General features: G+C 53.4%; 15 protein-coding genes. 10 read left to right on the top strand and 5 right to left on the bottom strand.

Annotation, left to right across the window (positions count from 1 at the left end; all coding sequences use genetic code 11):
• Positions 1-58: 58 nt before the first annotated feature.
• Positions 59-454 (top strand): hypothetical protein, encoded by a 396-nt coding sequence (locus LG203_RS14415; protein ID WP_328486504.1) that lies wholly within the window; start codon positions 59-61, stop codon positions 452-454.
• 166 nt (positions 455-620) lie between these two features.
• Here the strand turns inward: LG203_RS14415 and LG203_RS04760 are convergent, their stop codons facing one another.
• Complete coding sequence (locus LG203_RS04760) at positions 621-947, bottom strand: cupin domain-containing protein (RefSeq protein ID WP_230344721.1); 327 nt, start codon at positions 945-947, stop codon at positions 621-623.
• Positions 948-1,193: 246 nt separating this feature from the next.
• Between LG203_RS04760 and LG203_RS04755 the strand changes: the two genes are divergently transcribed.
• Positions 1,194-3,524: a putative bifunctional diguanylate cyclase/phosphodiesterase gene (locus tag LG203_RS04755; RefSeq protein WP_230344720.1), complete on the top strand. Its 2,331-nt coding sequence runs from the start codon at positions 1,194-1,196 to the stop codon at positions 3,522-3,524.
• A gap of 40 nt (positions 3,525-3,564) precedes the next feature.
• Positions 3,565-4,836, top strand: a complete 1,272-nt coding sequence (locus tag LG203_RS04750) for an OmpP1/FadL family transporter (RefSeq protein ID WP_230344719.1) — start codon at positions 3,565-3,567, stop codon at positions 4,834-4,836.
• Positions 4,837-5,203: 367 nt separating this feature from the next.
• Here LG203_RS04750 and cfa read toward each other — a convergent pair whose 3' ends face one another.
• The 4 genes from cfa to adh form a co-directional block, all read right to left on the bottom strand.
• Entirely contained in the window at positions 5,204-6,382 is a 1,179-nt protein-coding gene (cfa, locus tag LG203_RS04745; protein ID WP_230344718.1) for a cyclopropane fatty acyl phospholipid synthase, read from the bottom strand.
• Between the two features lie 536 nt (positions 6,383-6,918).
• The gene (locus tag LG203_RS04740; protein WP_230344717.1) at positions 6,919-9,528 is read right to left on the bottom strand and encodes a sensor domain-containing protein; all 2,610 of its coding nucleotides are present in this window, start codon (positions 9,526-9,528) and stop codon (positions 6,919-6,921) included.
• Between the two features lie 167 nt (positions 9,529-9,695).
• Positions 9,696-10,070, bottom strand: a complete 375-nt coding sequence (locus LG203_RS04735; protein ID WP_230344716.1) for a DUF779 domain-containing protein — start codon at positions 10,068-10,070, stop codon at positions 9,696-9,698.
• Positions 10,071-10,183: 113 nt separating this feature from the next.
• Entirely contained in the window at positions 10,184-11,704 is a 1,521-nt protein-coding gene (gene adh, locus LG203_RS04730) for an aldehyde dehydrogenase (RefSeq protein ID WP_230344715.1), read from the bottom strand.
• 411 nt (positions 11,705-12,115) lie between these two features.
• Here adh and LG203_RS04725 point away from each other — a divergent pair, with 411 nt between their 5' ends.
• The 7 genes from LG203_RS04725 to ispF all read left to right on the top strand — a co-directional run bounded on the left by LG203_RS04725 (position 12,116) and on the right by ispF (position 19,411).
• Positions 12,116-12,586 carry a formate dehydrogenase subunit gamma gene (locus tag LG203_RS04725; RefSeq protein ID WP_230344714.1) on the top strand — a complete coding sequence of 157 codons (471 nt, stop codon included), beginning with the start codon at positions 12,116-12,118 and terminating at the stop codon, positions 12,584-12,586.
• The gene (locus LG203_RS04720) at positions 12,586-14,136 is read left to right on the top strand and encodes a formate dehydrogenase beta subunit (RefSeq protein WP_230344713.1); all 1,551 of its coding nucleotides are present in this window, start codon (positions 12,586-12,588) and stop codon (positions 14,134-14,136) included. Before LG203_RS04725 ends, LG203_RS04720 begins: the two co-directional genes overlap by 1 nt.
• Before the next feature lie 20 nt (positions 14,137-14,156).
• Entirely contained in the window at positions 14,157-17,003 is a 2,847-nt protein-coding gene (fdhF, locus tag LG203_RS04715; protein ID WP_230344712.1) for a formate dehydrogenase subunit alpha, read from the top strand.
• Positions 17,004-17,009: 6 nt separating this feature from the next.
• The gene (fdhD, locus tag LG203_RS04710; RefSeq protein ID WP_230344711.1) at positions 17,010-17,870 is read left to right on the top strand and encodes a formate dehydrogenase accessory sulfurtransferase FdhD; all 861 of its coding nucleotides are present in this window, start codon (positions 17,010-17,012) and stop codon (positions 17,868-17,870) included.
• Positions 17,867-18,091, top strand: coding sequence for a formate dehydrogenase subunit delta (locus LG203_RS04705; RefSeq protein WP_230344710.1), 225 nt, complete (start codon positions 17,867-17,869; stop codon positions 18,089-18,091). The genes fdhD and LG203_RS04705 overlap by 4 nt, the downstream gene beginning before the upstream one ends.
• Positions 18,092-18,212: 121 nt before the next feature.
• Complete coding sequence (gene ispD / locus LG203_RS04700) at positions 18,213-18,932, top strand: 2-C-methyl-D-erythritol 4-phosphate cytidylyltransferase (protein WP_230344709.1); 720 nt, start codon at positions 18,213-18,215, stop codon at positions 18,930-18,932.
• Positions 18,929-19,411, top strand: coding sequence for a 2-C-methyl-D-erythritol 2,4-cyclodiphosphate synthase (gene ispF / locus LG203_RS04695; protein WP_013442038.1), 483 nt, complete (start codon positions 18,929-18,931; stop codon positions 19,409-19,411). Before ispD ends, ispF begins: the two co-directional genes overlap by 4 nt.
• The last annotated feature ends 52 nt before the right edge of the window (positions 19,412-19,463 follow it).

Below are 19,463 nucleotides of genomic sequence, written 5' to 3'. Positions count from 1 at the left end.
CTGTAGCACCTTGCTATAGACTTGAGCCCGTGAATTTCTGATGTAAATGGGAGCGATTATGAAGATGAGTAGTCCGGAGTATTTGGAGCAGGCTAAAAAGCTGAGTGCGGAAGAGCAGGAGCGATTGCTTTCCAGAATGGCAGGTAAATTGCCGCGCCGTCTGCAAAAAGACAAGCTCAGTAAGGAAGAGGCCCTTGCGATTCAGCTGGAAATCGAGGATGAGCAGCTGCATGAGTGGCGTGCCCGCATGCATGCGATCAAGGCTAAAAGCAAGGCAGAAGCCGAGCCCAAGGTGAAGGCTAAATCAGCCAAGCAAGCGGTGGAAGAAGCGCCTGCTGCCGTCAAAGCAGCAGTCAAGAAGGCTGTGGCTGAGAAAGAGCCGGTAACGTCTGCGGTACAAAAAACAGACTCGCCAGCGAAGAAGGTTGCCAGCAAGAAGAAAACATTAAGTTAAGTCCGGACTGCTTGAGTATCACTTTGCGATCCGATGCAGCGTGCAGATCAAGCGCTGAGGTAATGCATCGCTGATTACACTCAGGAGTATTCCAATAAAAAAGCCCCATGCTTGCATGGGGCTTTTTTATTGACTAACTGCAGGCCAAGGCTATTGACGCCAGGGATTAGCCTTTGATTTTTAGCAGGATTCTTCTGAAGACCTGGGTCAGGGCGTTGCCGTCGAGTTTGTAGTGTTTGTAGAGGGGCTGTTTTACTTCCCACTGAATTTTGAGGCCAGCGGGGAAGGTGACGAGATCGCCTTTGCCGAATTTCACGGTTTCGCCATTCTCCAGGGTGGCGATGCATTCGCCTTCCAGCAGGTAGGCAACTTCTTGTTCAGGAAATACCCATGGGAATACGGAGACTTCTTTTTTCCAGGTGGCCCATTTGGTGACCCCTAGCTTTTCCAGATGATCTTTTGAGGGGTTATGTTCAACGATGATCTTGCTCATGTGTTTGTGATGTCCTGTCTGGTTGGTGGTTCGGATATGCAATGTTTGCTTATGGTAGTGCAATTGGGCTTTCCCGTGTGCTTATGCAAACCATGTTGTGCAGATTTACATGCCGGAGCAATCTCGTGCTGCATTGGCTATAGAGGAGTAGCATGTGCTTGTCCGCATGAGGAAAATTAAAGAAAAAGGTGCATGCGACGATACCTTAATAAAGGGTAAAAATAATAAGAGCAGTACGGAGAGGATATGTCAGGGAATGGATATCAGCCGTCGCCAGAGGATTTTCTGTATTCGGGCAAGCATGCAGATCTGACGCTGGAAATTGTGGAGATGCTCTACGCCAGTAGCACACGGTCATTCGTGTTTGCGACTATCGTGGCGATTTTGTTGGTGTATGTACAGTCGGACGTGATTCCATTGTCCGTCAGCCTTGCCTGGATCACTTTTTTTCTGATTGCCTACATCCTGCGCAAGGCTTTGGTCTGGGTTTACCTGCACACGCCTGCGCATTCTTATCATCCTGTTTTCTGGCTTAACTGGTTCCGTGCTTTGTCCGGGCTATGCGGGGTTGCCTGGGGCTTGTCCGGCATTTTTCTGTTCTATCCTGACGATACGGCGCATCAGGCATTTTTGACGCTTGCCTTGGCGGGCGTGTGTGGCGGAGCGGTCATGGCCTATGCGACTGATAAGCCTACCGCGTTTGCGTTTGCTGGCGGACTGGTGCTGCTGGGGCTGCCGCGGTTTTTCTGGGATGGCAATCACTTCTCCATGCTGATGGCAGTGAATCTGCTGCTTTTCATTTTATATGTTTCGATTGCCAGCTTTAAATTGGCCAACCGTTTACGCGAAAACATTGCGTTGCGCATTACGGCGCATCAGAGCCAAGAGGCAATCAATGCCATGGCACAGCGGCAAAAGTTGCATATCGACCATACGCCGCTTGCTGTCATTGAGTGGGATGTAGGCTTCAGGGTGACTTCCTGGAATGCAGCTGCGGAGCATATTTTCGGTTATCCGCCTTCGGAAGCCATCGGGCAGCACATCAACTTTATTGTGCCGCCGGATGGCCGTACCATGGCCCAGGACATCATCAACAAGCTGGCGCATGAGGCTGGCGGCCAGCATTGGCAGCATGACAATGTGCGGCGGGATGGCCGGGTGATTCATTGCGAATGGTTTAATACCGCGATCAAGAACGACCAGAATCGCATTATCGGATTTGCGTCCTTGATTCAGGATGAGACGGCCTACAAGAAGGCACAGGATGAGATTGAGCGCCTGGCGTATTTTGATGCCTTGACCAATCTGCCGAATCGACGGCTGTTGATGGAGCGGCTTTCGCAGGCGCTTCACAATAGCAGAAGCTCCCTCCGCATTGGCGGTCTGATGTTTATTGATCTGGATAACTTCAAGACACTGAACGATAGTCGCGGCCATGCGTTTGGTGATTTGCTGCTGAAAGAGGTGGCGACGCGGCTGCAGCGCGCAGTCAGAAACCACGATACCGTAGCCCGCATTGGTGGGGATGAGTTTGTTCTGCTGCTGGAGGATATTGGGCGGGATGAGCAAGCGGCTATCCAGACGGCCAGCCATATCGCGGAAAAAATTCTTGGAGATATCGCCCTGCCGGTTGACTTGGGAAACTATAAGCATCAATGCTCCGCCAGTATTGGAATCTGCCTGTTCCAGCGCCAAGGCATGCATGTGGAAGAGGTGCTTAAGCGGGCAGATGCTGCCATGTATGAAACCAAGCGGGCGGGACGCAACAATTACCGCTTCTTTGATGAAAGCATGCTGCCGGTGATCGATTTGCGTGCCAGTCTCAAAAATGATCTGCGTTTTGCACTTTCGCTGGGGCAGTTTGAGCTGTATTACCAGCGGCAAGTAAATCGCCAGATAGAGACGACGGGGGCTGAGGTGTTGCTGCGCTGGCATCATCCGGAACGTGGCATGGTGCCGCCCGGGGAATTTATTCCGTTGGCGGAAGAGTCGGGATTGATTATCCCCATCGGCAATTGGGTGTTGCAGCAGGCCTGTATGCAGCTGGGGAAGTGGAGCCAGTATCCTAAAACCCACCACTTGCGGCTGTCGGTCAACGTGAGTGCCATGCAGTTTGGTCAGGCTGACTTTGTCGAGCAGGTGCGCCATGCCTTGCTTGAAAGCGGGTGCGATCCAAAGTTGCTGGTGCTCGAGCTGACAGAAAGTCTGGTGATTCAAAATATTGATGACATCGTCAGCAAGATGCAGGCGCTTAAAAATATTGGCGTTTCGCTTTCAATGGATGATTTTGGGCTTGGCTATTCTTCGCTCTCGCTACTGCGACGCTTGCCGCTGGATTCGTTGAAAATAGACCAGAGCTTTGTGCGCGAGATTGAGGATAACGCGCCTGAAAACGACAGCGCCGTGATCGTGCAAACCATTGTCGCCATGAGCAAAAATCTGGGGTTGGACGTGATTGCAGAGGGCATAGAAGAGCCTTATCAACAGGCTTTTCTTGAGCAGGTGGGGTGTTATGCCTATCAGGGCTATTTATACGGCAGGCCGACTGAATTATCAGTATTTGAGCATGCCCTTTAAACAATGAGCAATTCAATAAAATAAAAATAAAGGGGGGATTATGCGGAATGACCATGTTGCGATACATCTTCTGTTCAGGGCGCTCTTGTTGGTCGCTATTCCCATCACCTTGCCCGCGACGGCCCATGGCGCGGGGTTTTCTCTTATCGAGCAAAGCGTCAGTGCCATGGGCAATGCTTATGCAGGCGCCGCTGCCAGTGCGGAGGATGCCTCCACGGTATATTTCAATCCGGCTGGGATGGTGTACTTGTCCCAATCGCAACTGGTGGTGGGGGCCCATGCCATTCGCCCATCAGGGCATTTCAACAACGAGGGCTCGGTAAATGCCCTGGGCCGTCCCGGTAATGGGGAGGGCGGCGACCTCGGCAGTTGGGCGGTGGTGCCCAATCTGTATTACTCGCATGTGGTAACGCCGGATATACGGCTGGGTATTTCTGTGAACGCACCTTTTGGCCTGAAGACAGAATATGACAAGGATTGGATAGGCCGCTTTCAGGCCGTGAAGTCGGAACTCAAGACCTACAACATCAACCCCGCTATGGCATTTCGAGTGAATGATCGCCTGTCGCTGGGGTTGGGTGTGTCGGTGATGTATGCGGATGCCGAACTCACGCGCGCGGTCAACCTGGTCTCGAGTGAGAGCACGGCGCATATTTCGGGCGATGATTGGGGCTATGGGTTTAACCTTGGCGCCATCTATCAGCCAGCCAGCGATACGCGCATTGGCCTCGCTTACCGCTCCCGTGTCGTTCAGCATCTGGAGGGGACGGTGAAGTTTGGGCAGGCGCTGGCGGCCAATAACGGCAGGATCAGCGCCAATCTGGATCTGCCGGAATCCTTGTCCTTAAGCGCCATTCATCAGTTGAATCCGCAATGGGAGCTGCTGGGCGACATCAGCTGGACGCGCTGGAGCCAGTTCAATGAATTGCGGATTCTCAATAGCAACGGAACTGTGCTTAGCCTGACCCCGGAAAACTGGCACAACACCATGCGCTATTCGCTGGGCATCAGTTATCGTTACAACCCGCAATGGAAGCTCAGGGCTGGCGTAGCCTATGATGAGGAAGCCATGAGTGAGCAGTACCGCACAACGCGTATTCCCGGCAATGACCGGCTTTGGCTGACGCTGGGAGCAGGCTGGGACTTCTCAGAAAAGGATCGTCTGGATGTCGGCTACGCACATTTGTTTTTAAGGGATGCGCGTATAGATGACAACCAGAGTAGTGCATCTGCCGGCTTTAATGGCCGTATTACCGGAAGTTATGACAGCGACGTCAATATTGTTTCCGTGCAATGGAGCAGGCGGTTTTAATAAAAAATGAGACGAGCTAGTGGAGAGCGCCGGGATTTTAAAACTTTTACAAACTGTTACATTTATAGAATTAGCTATCAAACCCTATGTGGATAGTAAGCATTACTTATTAAGTAATTGATAATCCATAAAAAAATAAATGCTCTCAAACGGCGTTTTATTGGCAGTCAACGCTTGTAGGACTAATCCTACAAGCCCGACAGACAAACTCGTCTGAGAGCATGAGCGGGAAATATATACCATTGGTTCTGCAATATTTTCATTCCCTAATAGAAGTATTGCACAACCCTTCGTTATATACCCGTCGTTTCCCCAACGGCGGGTATTTTTTTGTCTATTGATTCTACTGGCTTTTCACGCGTATGCGCTAGCGGACAGAGCGATAAACCTGCCTCTTTTCACGTTTGCTCAATACCAGCTGCCATAGCTGGCCTTGCCGCGAGCGGAAGTAGCCAGCGCAACACATCAGGTAATAGCGCCACATGCGGTAAAAACGCTCGCCATACTGCGCTGAAAGGGTAGGCCATGCCTCGTTGAAGTTCTGCCACCAACTCATCAACGTGCGGTCGTAATCCTGACCAAAGTTGTGCCAGTCTTCGAGAATGAATTTGTCCTCGATGGCTTGTGCAATTTCGGCCGCGGACGGAATTTTTCCATTAGGGAAAATGTAATTATCTATCCATGCATCCGTGTTGGGCGCTGTGACATAGTTTCCTATGGTATGTAGCAAAAACAGTCCATCTTTCTTGAGAAGATCGTGTGCTTTCTGGAAGTAAACCGGATAGTTTTTGGGCCCCACATGCTCAAACATGCCGACTGAAACAATTTTGTCGTACTGCCCGCGCAGATCACGATAATCCATGAGCCTGATCTCAACGGGTAAGTGCGCGCAGCGTTGCTGGGCCAATGCTTGTTGTTCTTTGGAAACAGTAATGCCGGTGACATTCACGCCATAATGCTCCGCCGCATAGCGCGCGAGGCCGCCCCAGCCGCAGCCGATTTCCAATAGATGTTCGCCTGGCTTTAGCGCCAGTTTGCGGCAGATCATGTCCAGTTTGTGCTGCTGGGCCTGTTCCAGATTGTCGGCACGCTCCCAGTAGGCGCAGGAGTAACTCATGGAGGAGTCCAGCATGGCCTCGAAGACATCGTTGCCAATGTCGTAGTGCTTGTGCGCCACGGTAAATGCACGTTCTTGCGATTGCAAATTGAAGATGCGATGACGCACGGCTTCAGCCAATAAGCGAACACGGGCCCAGCCTTTCAATTTGCGATCGAGATCTGCGCTCAGCAGACGATGAAAGGTTTCATCCAGCTGCTCGGCTTCCCACAAGCCCTCCATATAGGCCACGCCAAATCCCAGCGAGCCTTTATACAGAATCATCCGGTAGACTTTTTCATCGTAGATCTGGATATCCCATGGCTGATTTCCATTGATGGAAAGCCCGACATCGGCCAGAAGATCGCGTATCACTTGCGGCGGCTCAGGCTGCGGGCGCGATGGTTGATGAAAAAACGGCGTTGTTTCTGTTAGCTTGTGCACAACCATTCACTCCCATGACTAAGGTGGCGCAGCAGGGCGCCACGGTTAAGCATCGATAAGAACTGGATGAACGCGTATCCCCTGAATGACAGCAAACGAGCAGGGGCGATACAGAATTCAGCATGCCATTGATCTTGCTCAGTTAATCCTAGCAATACCAATGCCAGCAAAGGCCTGAAGGCGGCTGATGCCGGACGAGGATATTCATTCTGTGTTTTTTGAAAGGGTATGCCGAGCGAATGAGGAATTCAAGGGTTTGCTCTGCTCCATGCGGGTAGGCCGTATGTCTGACATGCATATCAGACAAATGCCGACAGATCGAAAACCGGAAGACCTTGTATTATGAATTCACAACATTTCCTGACTCTTAATGTTGTGACTCTCTCTGATGAGTGAGCCTGTTATACCCGCTGTTATCCCCGATGGCGGGTATTTTTTTGCCCATTTTTTGCGATGCTTGCATTTGGCTGCAAGTGTACGGGTTACGAAACCTGCAGGATAAAGACCGTTCTCAGCATCACTTCCTGATCGGTGTTGGCGCTTTAAGGTTTGATGTAGGCCTCAAATGCCGGGGCTGGCAGGGGCGGGGAGAAAAGATAACCCTGTCCAAAATCGCAGCCTATCTGCTGAAGCAATTCACGTTGTTCTTCTGTTTCAATACCTTCAGCCACTACCTTGATATCCAGTTTGTGCGCCATGATGACTATCGCTTCGCACAAGGCCATGTCGCTGGAGTTGCGGCTGAGGTTGCGCACAAAAATCCGGTCTATCTTGAGGTAATCAATGTCAAACTTCTTCAGGTAAGACAAGGACGAATAGCCCGTGCCAAAATCATCCAGTGCCACTTGCACGCCGGCATCGCGAAACCCCAGCAGCTGGGCAGATACACTTTCATCGGTATGCATCAGCAGACCTTCGGTAATTTCCACCACGATGCTTTGCCGAGGCAGACCGTTCATCAGCAAAAACTCTATCCAGGCCTGATGTCCATTGGTCTCGTTATGGAATTGCACGGGAGATTTGTTGATGCTGATCTGAAAGCCCGGGTGATGCAGCGATTGCAAACGCTTGGCCTGGCGGGCTGCTTCGTAAAATACCCAATTGCCAATGTCAACAATCAGCCCGGTTTCTTCTGCCAAAGGGATGAAACTATCTGGAGGAATCATGCCGCGCGTGGGATGTTGCCAGCGTAACAGGGCTTCGGCCTTGTGTACCTGTCCAGAGGCAAGGTCGACTATCGGTTGGTAGTACAGCTCAAATTGCTGCCCAGGCAGCGCCAGATGCAAGTCATTGCTGAGACGCATGCGGTTTTGAGCATGCGCCTGCATGGAGGCGGTGAAGTAGGAGTAGCGGTTGCGCCCATTACTTTTTGCCACATACATGGCCTGATCCGCATTTTTGAAAAGGATATCACCGACGCTGCCATCTTCCGGGTAAATTGTGATGCCAATGCTGACCGAGACATGCGTCAGGTCATTATCCAGCTGGAAGGGCGCCTCAAATTTTTTCAGGATAGCCTGGGCGATATCCTGCACCACATCTTTATCGTCAAGGCTGGACAGGATGACCACAAACTCATCACCGCCCAAGCGCGCCACCGTGTCGCATTCGCGCACCGAGTGCTGCAGCCGTTGTGCAGACTCCTGCAAGAGCTGGTCGCCCATCAGGTGACCATAGGTGTCGTTCACCTCCTTGAATCGGTCCAGATCCAGGAACAGCACCGCCAGCCTTTGCTTGTTACGATCCGCCTTGAGGATTTCCTGATTCAGCCTGTCGTGCAGCATGCGCCGGTTAGGCAGGCCAGTTAATTGGTCAAAGTTGGCTTGTCGCCAGATCACTTCCTGATTCTGCTTGTTTTTTGTGATGTCTGAGAATAAAGCCACCCGGCGGATGACTTCGCCACTCTTGTCATAAATGGTGTCTATGGTCAGCCATTCAGCATAGCTCTCACCATTCTTGCGGCGGTTCCAGACCTCGCCTTGCCATTTGCCATTGCTATCCAGTAAATGCCACATCTCTTCGTAAAATTTTCTGTCCTGCTTGCCGGAAGCGAGGATTTTAGGGGTTTTGCCGACCACTTCCTGTGCGGTGTACCCGGTCATGTCGGTGAATGCGGGATTCACTGACAATATCTGACTATTACCATCTACTACCATGATGGCTTCGCTGCTGTTTTCAAACACCAGGGTGGCCAAACGCATCTTGTCTTCGGCTACCTTGCGATCGCTGATGTCCTGAAAAGAGCCTTGCAGCTTGACCACGCGGCCAGCGGTAATTTGAGGCGTACACACACTGCGTACCCATTTGCGGATACCGCGCGCGGTGACCAGCTCTAATTCCAGATCGTAAGGTGTTCCATGTTCGATGGCATTCTTGATGGCAGCCTCAATCTTTTCCCGGGACTCTGCTTCATAAAATCCAAGACCGAACTCAATAGAAATATTGTCCTTGAATTGCACGCCATGAATATGGGCAACTTCCCGCGTCCAGCTTCCAAAGCCTGTTTCAACGTTAAATTCCCAGCCACCAATATGCGCGATCGCGGACATATCCGTCAGCAATTGTTCGCTTTCGCGTAATTTTTCGAGCACGCGGAGACGTTCGGTAATATCGCGGACGATGGCCTGGATGTAAGTGTTGCCACCAATGTTCAGCGGGCAAGCGCTGACCTCGACCGAAAAGGTGGTTCCATCAGCGCGTTTATGTTCTGTTTCGAAAATAATGCCGTCATGCTCAGCTTCTGCCAGGAAGCAGCCACGCCAATCACTTGCCCCGTCGGGCAAAAGCTGGCGAGCATGTATTTGCTGCATGGTCTCGCGTGCGTATCCATACATGCGCAATGCCCTGTCATTGGCATCTACCAGCTTACCCTGGTGATCGAACAGCAAAATGCTGTCGTTGGCATGCACGGTGAGGCTGTTGTAACGCGAGGCGAGTAATTGCTGGCGGTTGATGAGGAGATAAAGCAGGCCTGCCGTGAGCAGGATGAACAGCAGTCCTTTGATCGTCTGGAAATGCGTTATCTGGGTGGCTTCGGGAAGAAATAATGCCAGTATCTGGTCGGAAGCCATGATCCACAGGACCGCAAATGCGCAATAAATCAAGGGGATGCGAATGGCTGCATAGCGCAATTGTCGGTTAAAGAGTTTCATCGGTTTCCATAGGCTTGGCTGCTTAAATCACACTAAACAAAGGAAGCTGAGCCGTGTTTAATTAAGACCGTATGCGATTGAATAGTCGAAATTAAGCAGTTGCTATTGTGCTGTCATTGATTAAAAACGATATGTATGGGTAGGGTAACGGTTAAACCTTGCTGTGGCTAACTACAGGTCTCAATCGGGGCAAGCTGGTGCCATTCTTCGTCAGTAAAGAGCCGGGAGCGAATAATGAAATGTTTGCCGGTTGCCTGTTCCAGCGAAAACATGCCGCCATGGCCGGCAATCACATCCAGCGTCATGTGCGTGTGCTCCCAATACTGAAACTGGAATTTCGCCATGTAAAAAGGTACACCATGCACATCGCCCAGTTTGACATCCGAGCCGCCTATCATGAATTCACCTTCCTGCAGGCACATCGGTGCGCTGCCTTCGCAGCAACCGCCGGACTGATGGAACATGAGCTTGCCGTGTCTGGCTTTCAGCTCGTCGATGAGCGCTTCTGCTGCGGGGGTGGCCACAATGCGTGCTGCTGTCATAGGTAACTCCTGTTCAAGCGCCACTGAGCGTAGCATAAATAAAAAATGAAAAGGCGAGAGGACGGGGAATGCTCCGTCGCTCTCGCCTTAAGACCGCTTAAAACAGCAGGGGTTTAGAAAAAGCCCAAGGCGTTCGGACTATAGCTGACCAAGAGGTTTTTGGTTTGCTGATAGTGATCGAGCATCATCTTGTGGTTTTCACGACCAATGCCGGATTGCTTGTAACCACCGAAGGCGGCATGCGCAGGGTAGAGGTGGTAGCAGTTGGTCCAGACGCGACCAGCCTGAATGCCACGGCCCATGCGGAAGGCACGGCTGCCATCACGCGTCCACACACCGGCACCCAGGCCGTACATGGTGTCATTGGCAATTGCCAATGCCTCGGCTTCATCCTTGAAGGTTGTCACCGACAGCACGGGGCCGAAGATTTCTTCCTGGAAAATGCGCATCTTGTTGTGGCCCTTGAACACGGTAGGCTCGATGTAATAGCCTTCGCCTAGTTCGCCAGCCAGCTTGGTGACATTGCCGCCGGTCAGTACTTCCGCGCCTTCTTCCTTGCCCAACTTGATGTAGGACATGATGATCTCGACCTGCTCGCTCGATGCTTGCGCACCGATCATGGTCGAAGCATCCAGCGGGTTGCCCTGCTTGATGGCCTTGACGCGTTTCAGTGCACGTTCCATGAATTTTTCGTAGATGGATTCCTGAATCAATGCGCGGGAAGGGCAGGTGCAGACTTCGCCCTGGTTCAGTGCAAACAAGGCAAAGCCTTCCAGACACTTGTCGAAGTAAGCATCGTCAGCATCCATGATGTCTTCAAAGAAGATGTTCGGGGATTTGCCACCCAGTTCCAGCGTCACGGGAATCAGGTTTTGCGATGCGTATTGCATGATCAGGCGACCCACAGAAGTGGAGCCGGTAAAGGCGATCTTGGCGATGCGTGGGCTGGTTGCAAGGGCTTTGCCTGCTTCCACGCCAAAGCCGTTGACCACATTCAGCACGCCAGGCGGCAGGAGGTGACCGATGATCTCCATGACGATCAGAATGGAAGCCGGGGTTTGTTCGGCAGGCTTCATGACGATACAGTTGCCAGCAGCCAGGGCTGGCGCCAGTTTCCATGCCGCCATCAGGATAGGGAAGTTCCAAGGAATGATCTGGCCGACCACACCTAATGGCTCATGGAAGTGATAGGCCACGGTGTCGTGGTCGATTTCGCTGATGCCGCCTTCCTGGGCACGCACCGCGCCGGCAAAGTAACGGAAGTGATCGAGGGCGAGGGGAATATCCGCCGCCATGGTTTCGCGGATAGGCTTGCCGTTGTCGATGGTTTCGGCAATGGCGATTTTTTCGAGGTTGGCTTCCATCGCGTCGGCGATTTTCAGCAGGATATTGGAGCGAGCTGTTGTCGAGGTTTTACCCCAGGCTTCTTTGGCTGCATGTGCAGCATCCAGTGCCAGATTGACATCTTTATCAGTGGAACGGGCGATCTTGCAGAACACTTTGCCAGTGACCGGGCTGATGTTGTCGAAATACTCGCCATCCACTGGAGCTACCCACTTGCCGCCAATGTAATTGTCATATTTGGCCTGATATGGAATCTCAACACCCAGGCCCTTCAAGCTTTCCAGACTCATAGCAACTCCTCCAAGAGTTATTGAAAAATATTACAAAACAACCACATGAAACATATTTTTATAACGACTTAAAAAACACTGTACAGCCCAACCCATTTGCATCAGCATGTGCTATTAACCTGATTTTTTGTGGGGTTAATTGACTAGTGTAGGCACAATCCATGGCTTCTGGCTAGGCCTATCCCACATAAATCATTTTTAAATGAAGCTGAACTGATGCAACTCCGACTCTGATGGCGCGACTTAATTCACAGGTCTGATTCACAAGCTTGACATTCCACTTGTCAGCACATGAAAAATTAATGAACTTGTGATTTGACACGCTTTCTAAAATTGTATCAAAATGTAAACAGGCAGTCTCAACGAACTCGAATAATAAAAACCAAGTTGTTTTGTAGTAGAGGAGATGTTGTGTTACCTGAGCAAGCAGCGCGTATAGACGCGCACATTACTGCACACAAGGCGCTGCCTGGCGGGTTGTTGCCTTTACTGCATGCCATACAGGACGACGTGGGATATGTGCCGGAGGAGAGCTATGGCAGCATATCCAAAGCCTTGAATCTTTCAGTGGCCGAAATTCACGGCGTCGTCACCTTTTACCACCACTTCCGCACCCATCCACCGGGCCGTCACATCATTCAGATATGCCGCGCCGAATCCTGTCAGTCCATGGGCTCCACCGAACTCGAAGCGCATGCGAAAGCATCGCTGGGCATTGATTACCATCAGACTACTTCTGACGGCAGCATCACGCTGGAGCCGGTGTACTGTCTGGGCAATTGCGCCTGTTCACCGGCGATTACCGTGGACGAAGAAGTATATGGCCGCGTAAGCCCCAAGCGGCTGGATGCGATTATTGCCGAAGCGAAGGGAGTGGCGTGATGACCCGTATCTATATTCCCCGCGACTCCAGTGCCTTGTCACTGGGGGCGGAAAAAGTCGCCAAGGCGATTGCCGAGCACGCAGCACGCCATAATGTGGCGGTTGAAATCATCCGCAATGGCTCGCGCGGCATGTTCTGGCTTGAGCCGCTGGTAGAGGTTGAAACGCCTGCTGGCAGGATTGCGTATGGCCCGGTCGATGTCGCCGATGTGCCATCGCTATTTGCTGCGGACTTTGTCAATGGCGGTGCCCATGCCCTGAAGCTGGGCGCGACCGAGGAATTGCCCTGGCTCAAGCAGCAGGAGCGACTGACCTTTGCCCGCGTAGGCATTACCGATCCTGTATCACTCACCGATTATCTTGCGCACGATGGCTATCGCGGTTTGCAAAACGCCCTGGCTCTGCAGTCTGCCGAGATCGTGCAGCAGGTGACGGATTCTGGCCTGCGCGGCCGCGGTGGCGCGGCTTTCCCGACTGGCATCAAGTGGAAAACCGTGCACGACTGCAAGGCCGACCAGAAATACATTGTCTGCAATGCCGATGAAGGCGATTCGGGTACCTATTCAGATCGCATGATCATGGAAGGAGATCCGTTTGTCCTGATTGAAGGCATGACGATTGCGGCGCTGGCAGTAGGCGCCACGCAAGGCTATATCTACCTGCGCTCCGAATATCCGCATGCGCTGGCTGTACTCAACGAAGCCATTCAGCACGCTCGCGAAAAACATTACCTGGGCCCGAATATACTCGGCAGCGGCCATGCCTTTGAACTCGAAGTGCGTCGTGCCGCTGGGGCATATGTCTGCGGTGAAGAAACCTCGCTGCTGGAGAGCCTGGAAGGCAAGCGTGGCCTGGTGCGCTTCAAACCACCATTGCCCGCGATTGAAGGCTTGTTCGGCAAGCCGACCGTGGTCAACAACGTGATTTCCTTTGCCAGCGTGCCGATTATTCTGGATAAAGGCGGCGCCTTTTACCGTGACTACGGTATGGGCCGTTCTCGCGGCACGTTGCCTATTCAGCTGGCAGGCAATATCAAACATGGTGGCCTGGTGGAAAAAGCCTTCGGCGTCACCTTGCGTCAGTTGCTGTATGACTTTGGTGGTGGTTCCGCTACAGGGCGCCCTATCCGGGCGGTGCAGGTTGGCGGCCCACTGGGGGCCTATCTGCCGGAGTCACAGTTTGATACGCCACTGGATTACGAAGAGTTTTCCAAATTGTGGGCGGTGCTTGGTCATGGAGGCATTGTGGCGTTTGATGATACCGTGGACATGGCCAAAATGGCTCGCTATGCCTTTGAGTTCTGCGCCATTGAGTCCTGTGGCAAATGCACGCCATGCCGCATCGGTTCAACCCGGGGCGTGGAAGTCATGGACAAGATCATGCAGGGGCGTGACCTCGCGCAGAACATTGCCCTGGTGCGCGATCTCAGCGACACCATGCTGAATGGTTCCCTCTGCGCGCTGGGCGGCATGACGCCATACCCGGTCTTGAGCGCGATCAACCATTTTCCAGAAGATTTCGGCCTTAATAAAAAAGCACAAGCGGCCTGAGCAGTATTTAGGAGATAGCCATGGAACACCAAAAAGATTACGGTACCCCAGCCAGCCATTCCGATCAGCAAGTGACCCTCAATATTGATGGCACCGACGTCACGGTACCTGCTGGCACCTCCATCATGCATGCGGCCATGGTCGCTGGCGTGAGCGTCCCCAAACTCTGTGCGACCGACAGCCTAGACCCATTCGGCTCCTGCCGTTTGTGCCTGGTGGAAATCGAAGGCCGCCGCGGATATCCTGCTTCGTGCACCACGCCGGTCGATAACGGGCTGAAAGTCCGTACGCAAAGCCCCAAGCTGGCGGATATTCGCCGTGGCGTCATGGAGCTTTACATCTCTGACCACCCACTGGATTGCCTGACCTGTGCCGCCAATGGTGATTGCGAACTGCAGGACATGGCAGGTGCCGTGGGCCTGCGCGAAGTGCGCTATGGCTACGAAGGTGAAAACCACCTGCGTGCTGAAAAAGACACCTCCAATCCGTATTTCACGTTTGATCCTTCCAAGTGCATCGTCTGCTCACGTTGTGTGCGGGCATGTGAAGAAACCCAGGGCACGTTTGCGCTTACCATTCAGGGCCGCGGCTTTGAATCCAAAGTCGCTTCCGGCGTGAACAATTTCCTGGAATCCGAATGTGTGTCCTGTGGTGCCTGTGTACAGGCTTGCCCGACCGCCACCCTGATGGAAAAGTCCGTCATACAGCATGGTCAGCCCGAGCATAGCGTGACCACTACCTGCGCTTACTGCGGCGTTGGCTGCTCGTTTAACGCCGAAATGAAAGGCGAAGAGCTGATTCGCATGGTGCCGAACAAGGATGGCGGCGCCAATCATGGACACTCCTGTGTGAAAGGGCGCTTTGCCTGGGGCTATGCTACACACAAGGACCGCATTACCAAGCCCATGATCCGCAAGAGCATTAGCGATCCATGGACGGAAGTGTCCTGGGACGAGGCTATTTCGTATGCCGCCAGTGAGATTCAGCGTATTCAGGGCAAGTATGGCAAGGAGTCGGTGGGTGCCATTACCTCTTCACGTTGCACTAATGAAGAAGTCTATGTGGTGCAAAAGCTGGTGCGTGCTGTGTTCGGTAGCAATAACGTCGATACCTGCGCTCGCGTGTGCCATTCGCCAACCGGTTATGGCCTCAAGCAAACCCTGGGTGAATCTGCTGGTACCCAGACGTTTGATTCGGTGATGAAGTCGGATGTCATCATGGTGATCGGCGCCAACCCCACCGATGGTCACCCGGTATTCGGTTCGCAAATGAAGCGTCGCCTGCGTGAGGGCGCCAAGCTGATCGTGGCCGACCCACGTGCGATTGATCTGGTATCTTCACCACACGTCAAGGCAGATCACCACCTCAAGCTGCGCCCAGGTACCAATGTGGCGCTGATTTCCGCCATGGCGCATGTGGTCGTGACGGAAGGCCTGGTTGACGAAGCGTTCGTAAAAGCCCGCTGCGAGTGGGATTCTTTTGTAATGTGGCGCGACTTTGTCGCCAAGCCAGAAAATTCGCCTGAAGCCCTTGAAAGCGAACTCGGCATCAAGGCTGCCGAGGTGCGGGCAGCAGCCCGCCTGTTCGCTACGGGCGGCAATGCGGCGATCTATTATGGCTTGGGCGTGACCGAGCATAGCCAAGGTTCGACTACCGTCATGGGGATTGCCAACCTGGCCATGGCCACAGGCAATATCGGGCGTGAAGGCGTGGGCGTTAATCCCTTGCGTGGCCAGAACAATGTGCAGGGTTCCTGCGACATGGGGTCCATGCCACATGAGTTCACCGGCTATCGCCATGTGTCGGACGATGCTACCCGTGCCTTGTTCGAGTCGGCCTGGGGCCGTCCGCTGTCGGCTGATCCTGGCTTGCGCATTCCCAATATGCTGGATCAGGCAATTGAAGGCAGCTTCAAGGCGTTGTATTGCAATGGCGAGGATATCGCGCAATCGGATCCCGATACCCAACACGTCACCCACGCGCTGGAATCCATGGAATGCGTCATCGTGCAGGATCTGTTCCTGAACGAAACCGCGATGTACGCCCACGTATTCCTGCCTGGTGCCTCTTTCCTGGAAAAGACCGGCACCTTTACTAATGCCGAGCGTCGTATTTCCCCAGTCCGTCGCGTCATGACCCCGAAGAATGGCTATGAAGATTGGGAAATCACCGCCAAGCTGTCCACGGCGCTGGGCTACCCCATGCATTACAAGCATGCTTCGGACATTCTGGATGAAATTGCGGCGCTCACGCCCACATTCTCCGGCGTCAGCTTCAAGAAACTGGACGAACTGGGCAGCGTGCAATGGCCTTGCACGGAGGAGTTCCCGAATGGCACGCCGACCATGCACATCGACGAGTTTGTGCGCGGCAAGGGCAAGTTCTTCATTACGCAATACGTGCCGACCACGGAAAAGGTCAATGCCAAGTATCCATTGATCCTGACCACGGGCCGTATCCTTTCGCAATATAATGTAGGCGCGCAGACACGACGTACCGAGAACGTGGCCTGGCATCCTGAGGATATGGTTGAGATTCATCCGCATGATGCTGAAGATCGCGGCATCAGTGAAGGTGACTGGGTGGGGATCGCCAGCCGCGCCGGTGAAACGGTGCTACGCGCCAAGATTACCGAGCGTGTGCAGCCTGGCGTCATTTACACCACCTTCCACCATCCGGAATCCGGCGCCAACGTGATCACCACGGATAACTCCGATTGGGCGACCAATTGTCCCGAGTTCAAGGTAACGGCAGTGCAGGTCACCCGTGTTTCACAGCTTTCCGACTGGCAGCGCAGCTATCGGCAGTTCAGTGAAGAGCAGATCGCTTTTGCGCAAAACACAGCTAAAGAGGCGCGGATTGAGTAGAGATGTGTGAGTGAAAAATTAGTGAATGCCGAGACCGGATTGGATATTACCGGTCTCTATCCCGTCAGAAAGTGGCGCGATGATGGGAAAGAAATTGGCGTAACGGCGTTGCAGGATCGCGTGGCAGAAGAAATGCCAGTCGCCATGATTTACAACGATATTTCGCATGCGGTGATGCTGGCAACGCCGGATGACCTGGCGGATTTTGCCCTCGGGTTTTCATTGTGTGAAGGCATCTTGCGCGAGCCCAGCGATTTATATGGGCTCGATATCGTGCCGCAGGAAAAAGGCGTTGAACTGCGCATGGAGATTGCCAGCGAGTGCTTTGCCAATCTCAAGGAGCGACGTCGCAGCATGGCAGGGCGTACCGGCTGTGGTTTGTGCGGGGCTGAGAGCTTGGAGCAGGCACTGCGTATCCCCGAAAAAGTGGTGGCATCGGACCTTAGGTTTGATTACCGCGCGATATTGCGGGCGCAGGAAAGCATACAGAAAAGCCAGCCCTTGCAAGCGCTAACCGGCGCTACCCATGCCAGTGCCTGGGTAAGCCCAGAAGGTGATATACGCATGGTGCGCGAAGACGTGGGCCGGCACAACGCGCTTGATAAGCTGATAGGGGCGATTGCCCGCGCCGGGGATGACAGGCGTGGCTTTGTGTTGACGACCAGCCGGGCAAGTTATGAAATGGTGCAAAAAACCGTGACAGCCGGGATTCCCATGCTGGTGGCGATTTCGGCGCCTACTGGTCTCGCCATTCGTGTGGCAGAAAATAGTGGCATTGCTCTGGTCGGGTTTACTCGTAGCCATCAGCATGTGGTGTATGCAGGCGCAGAAAAGATTATTTACGGGCATTTTGAAGAGTCGACATGAATATTGAGCATCTGATTACCATGGCCAACCAGATTGGCACGTTTTTTTCTGCATATCCTGACCGCGAGCTGGCGAAAAATGAAATTGTCAGCCATATCAAACGCTTCTGGGCGCACAACATGCGCCAGCAACTGGTCAGTCATGTGAATGACAAGCAAGGCCAGGGACTGGATGCGATAGTCACCGATGCTGTGCGCCAGCATGTGGGACAGCTGGTTTAGCCTGTTTGCCAGCTGGTTGAAATGCGGCGTTCGACTGTCGGCGCTCTTGCTCTCAGTCAACAGTCCTCTTCTGTTTCAACCCTCATCCGTTTCTGCCAAGTCGGCATGCTAGAATCTGGGCATGCAAAAAAGTCATGTCCTGATCCCGGCAAGTGGCTCTGGTAGCCGCATGCAGGCCTCTCTTCCCAAACAGTATCTGCCCTTGCTCGGGCAATCCGTCGTGCTGCGCACCGTTCATCTTTTTCTCGCGAGTCCCTGTATCAGCAGTGTGCATGTGGTGCTGAATCCGGAGGATGATATCTGGGCCACCCAGCCAGATTTGCCAAGGTCTGAGCGCTTGCATGTGCATTACCAGGGCGGCAACACGCGCTCTGATTCCGTGTTGAATGGCCTTCGCGCCATGCAGCGTCTGGTGGATGAGCAGGACTGGGTGCTGGTGCACGATGCTGCCCGCCCCATGCTGACGCCTCAACTGTTGCAGCGCCTCATCGATGCCGTGCAGCAGGATAGCGTAGGGGGGATTTTGGCAATCCCGCTGGCGGATACGCTTAAACGCGCTGATCCCGAGCAGCGTGTACAGCGCACCGAGTCGCGCGATACGCTCTGGCAGGCGCAGACCCCGCAAATGTTTCCGCATGGTTTGCTGAAGCGCGCACTGGAGCATACCCAACAGCTTCCTGACTATATCCCGACGGACGAAGCGCAAGCCGTCGAGGCGCTGGGCCTTAAACCACTGCTGGTGCAAGGCGAGCTGCGCAACCTTAAAATCACCTATCCGCAGGATCTCTGGCTGGCCGAAGCCATTCTGCGGGCTGACCAGACCCAAGGAGAACAAGCATGATACGTATAGGCCATGGCTTTGATGTACATCAACTGATTGAAGGGCGCCGCTGCATTATCGGCGGCGTGGATATTCCGCACAGCAAAGGCCTGCTCGGGCATTCGGATGCCGATGTGCTGCTGCATGCCATCTGCGATGCCATGCTGGGCGCGGCGGCGCTGGGCGATATTGGCAAACACTTTCCGGATACCGATGTGCGCTACAAGGGCATTGATTCGCGCGAGCTATTACGCCACGTCGTCAAACTCATACGAGCCAAGCACTACGCCATTGTGAATATCGATGCCACGGTCATGGCGCAGGCGCCGCGCTTGTCTGCCCATATCGACCAGATGTGCGCCAACATCGCCGAGGATTGCAACCTGTTGCGCGATGCGATCAACGTAAAAGCCACCACCACCGAGAAGCTGGGGTTTGTCGGCCGTGAAGAGGGGATTGCGGCGGAAGCGGTCTGTCTATTGCAACGCTTCCAGATCTAGTATTCGTGCCATCCGCGATATTATGACCGCACAATAAAAAACGCCCGGGCAT

Origin of the sequence: Methylovorus mays (assembly GCF_020531915.1) — a bacterium.
Lineage (GTDB): Bacteria > Pseudomonadota > Gammaproteobacteria > Burkholderiales > Methylophilaceae > Methylovorus > Methylovorus mays.
This window is presented reverse-complemented; position numbering and strand designations above follow the sequence as displayed.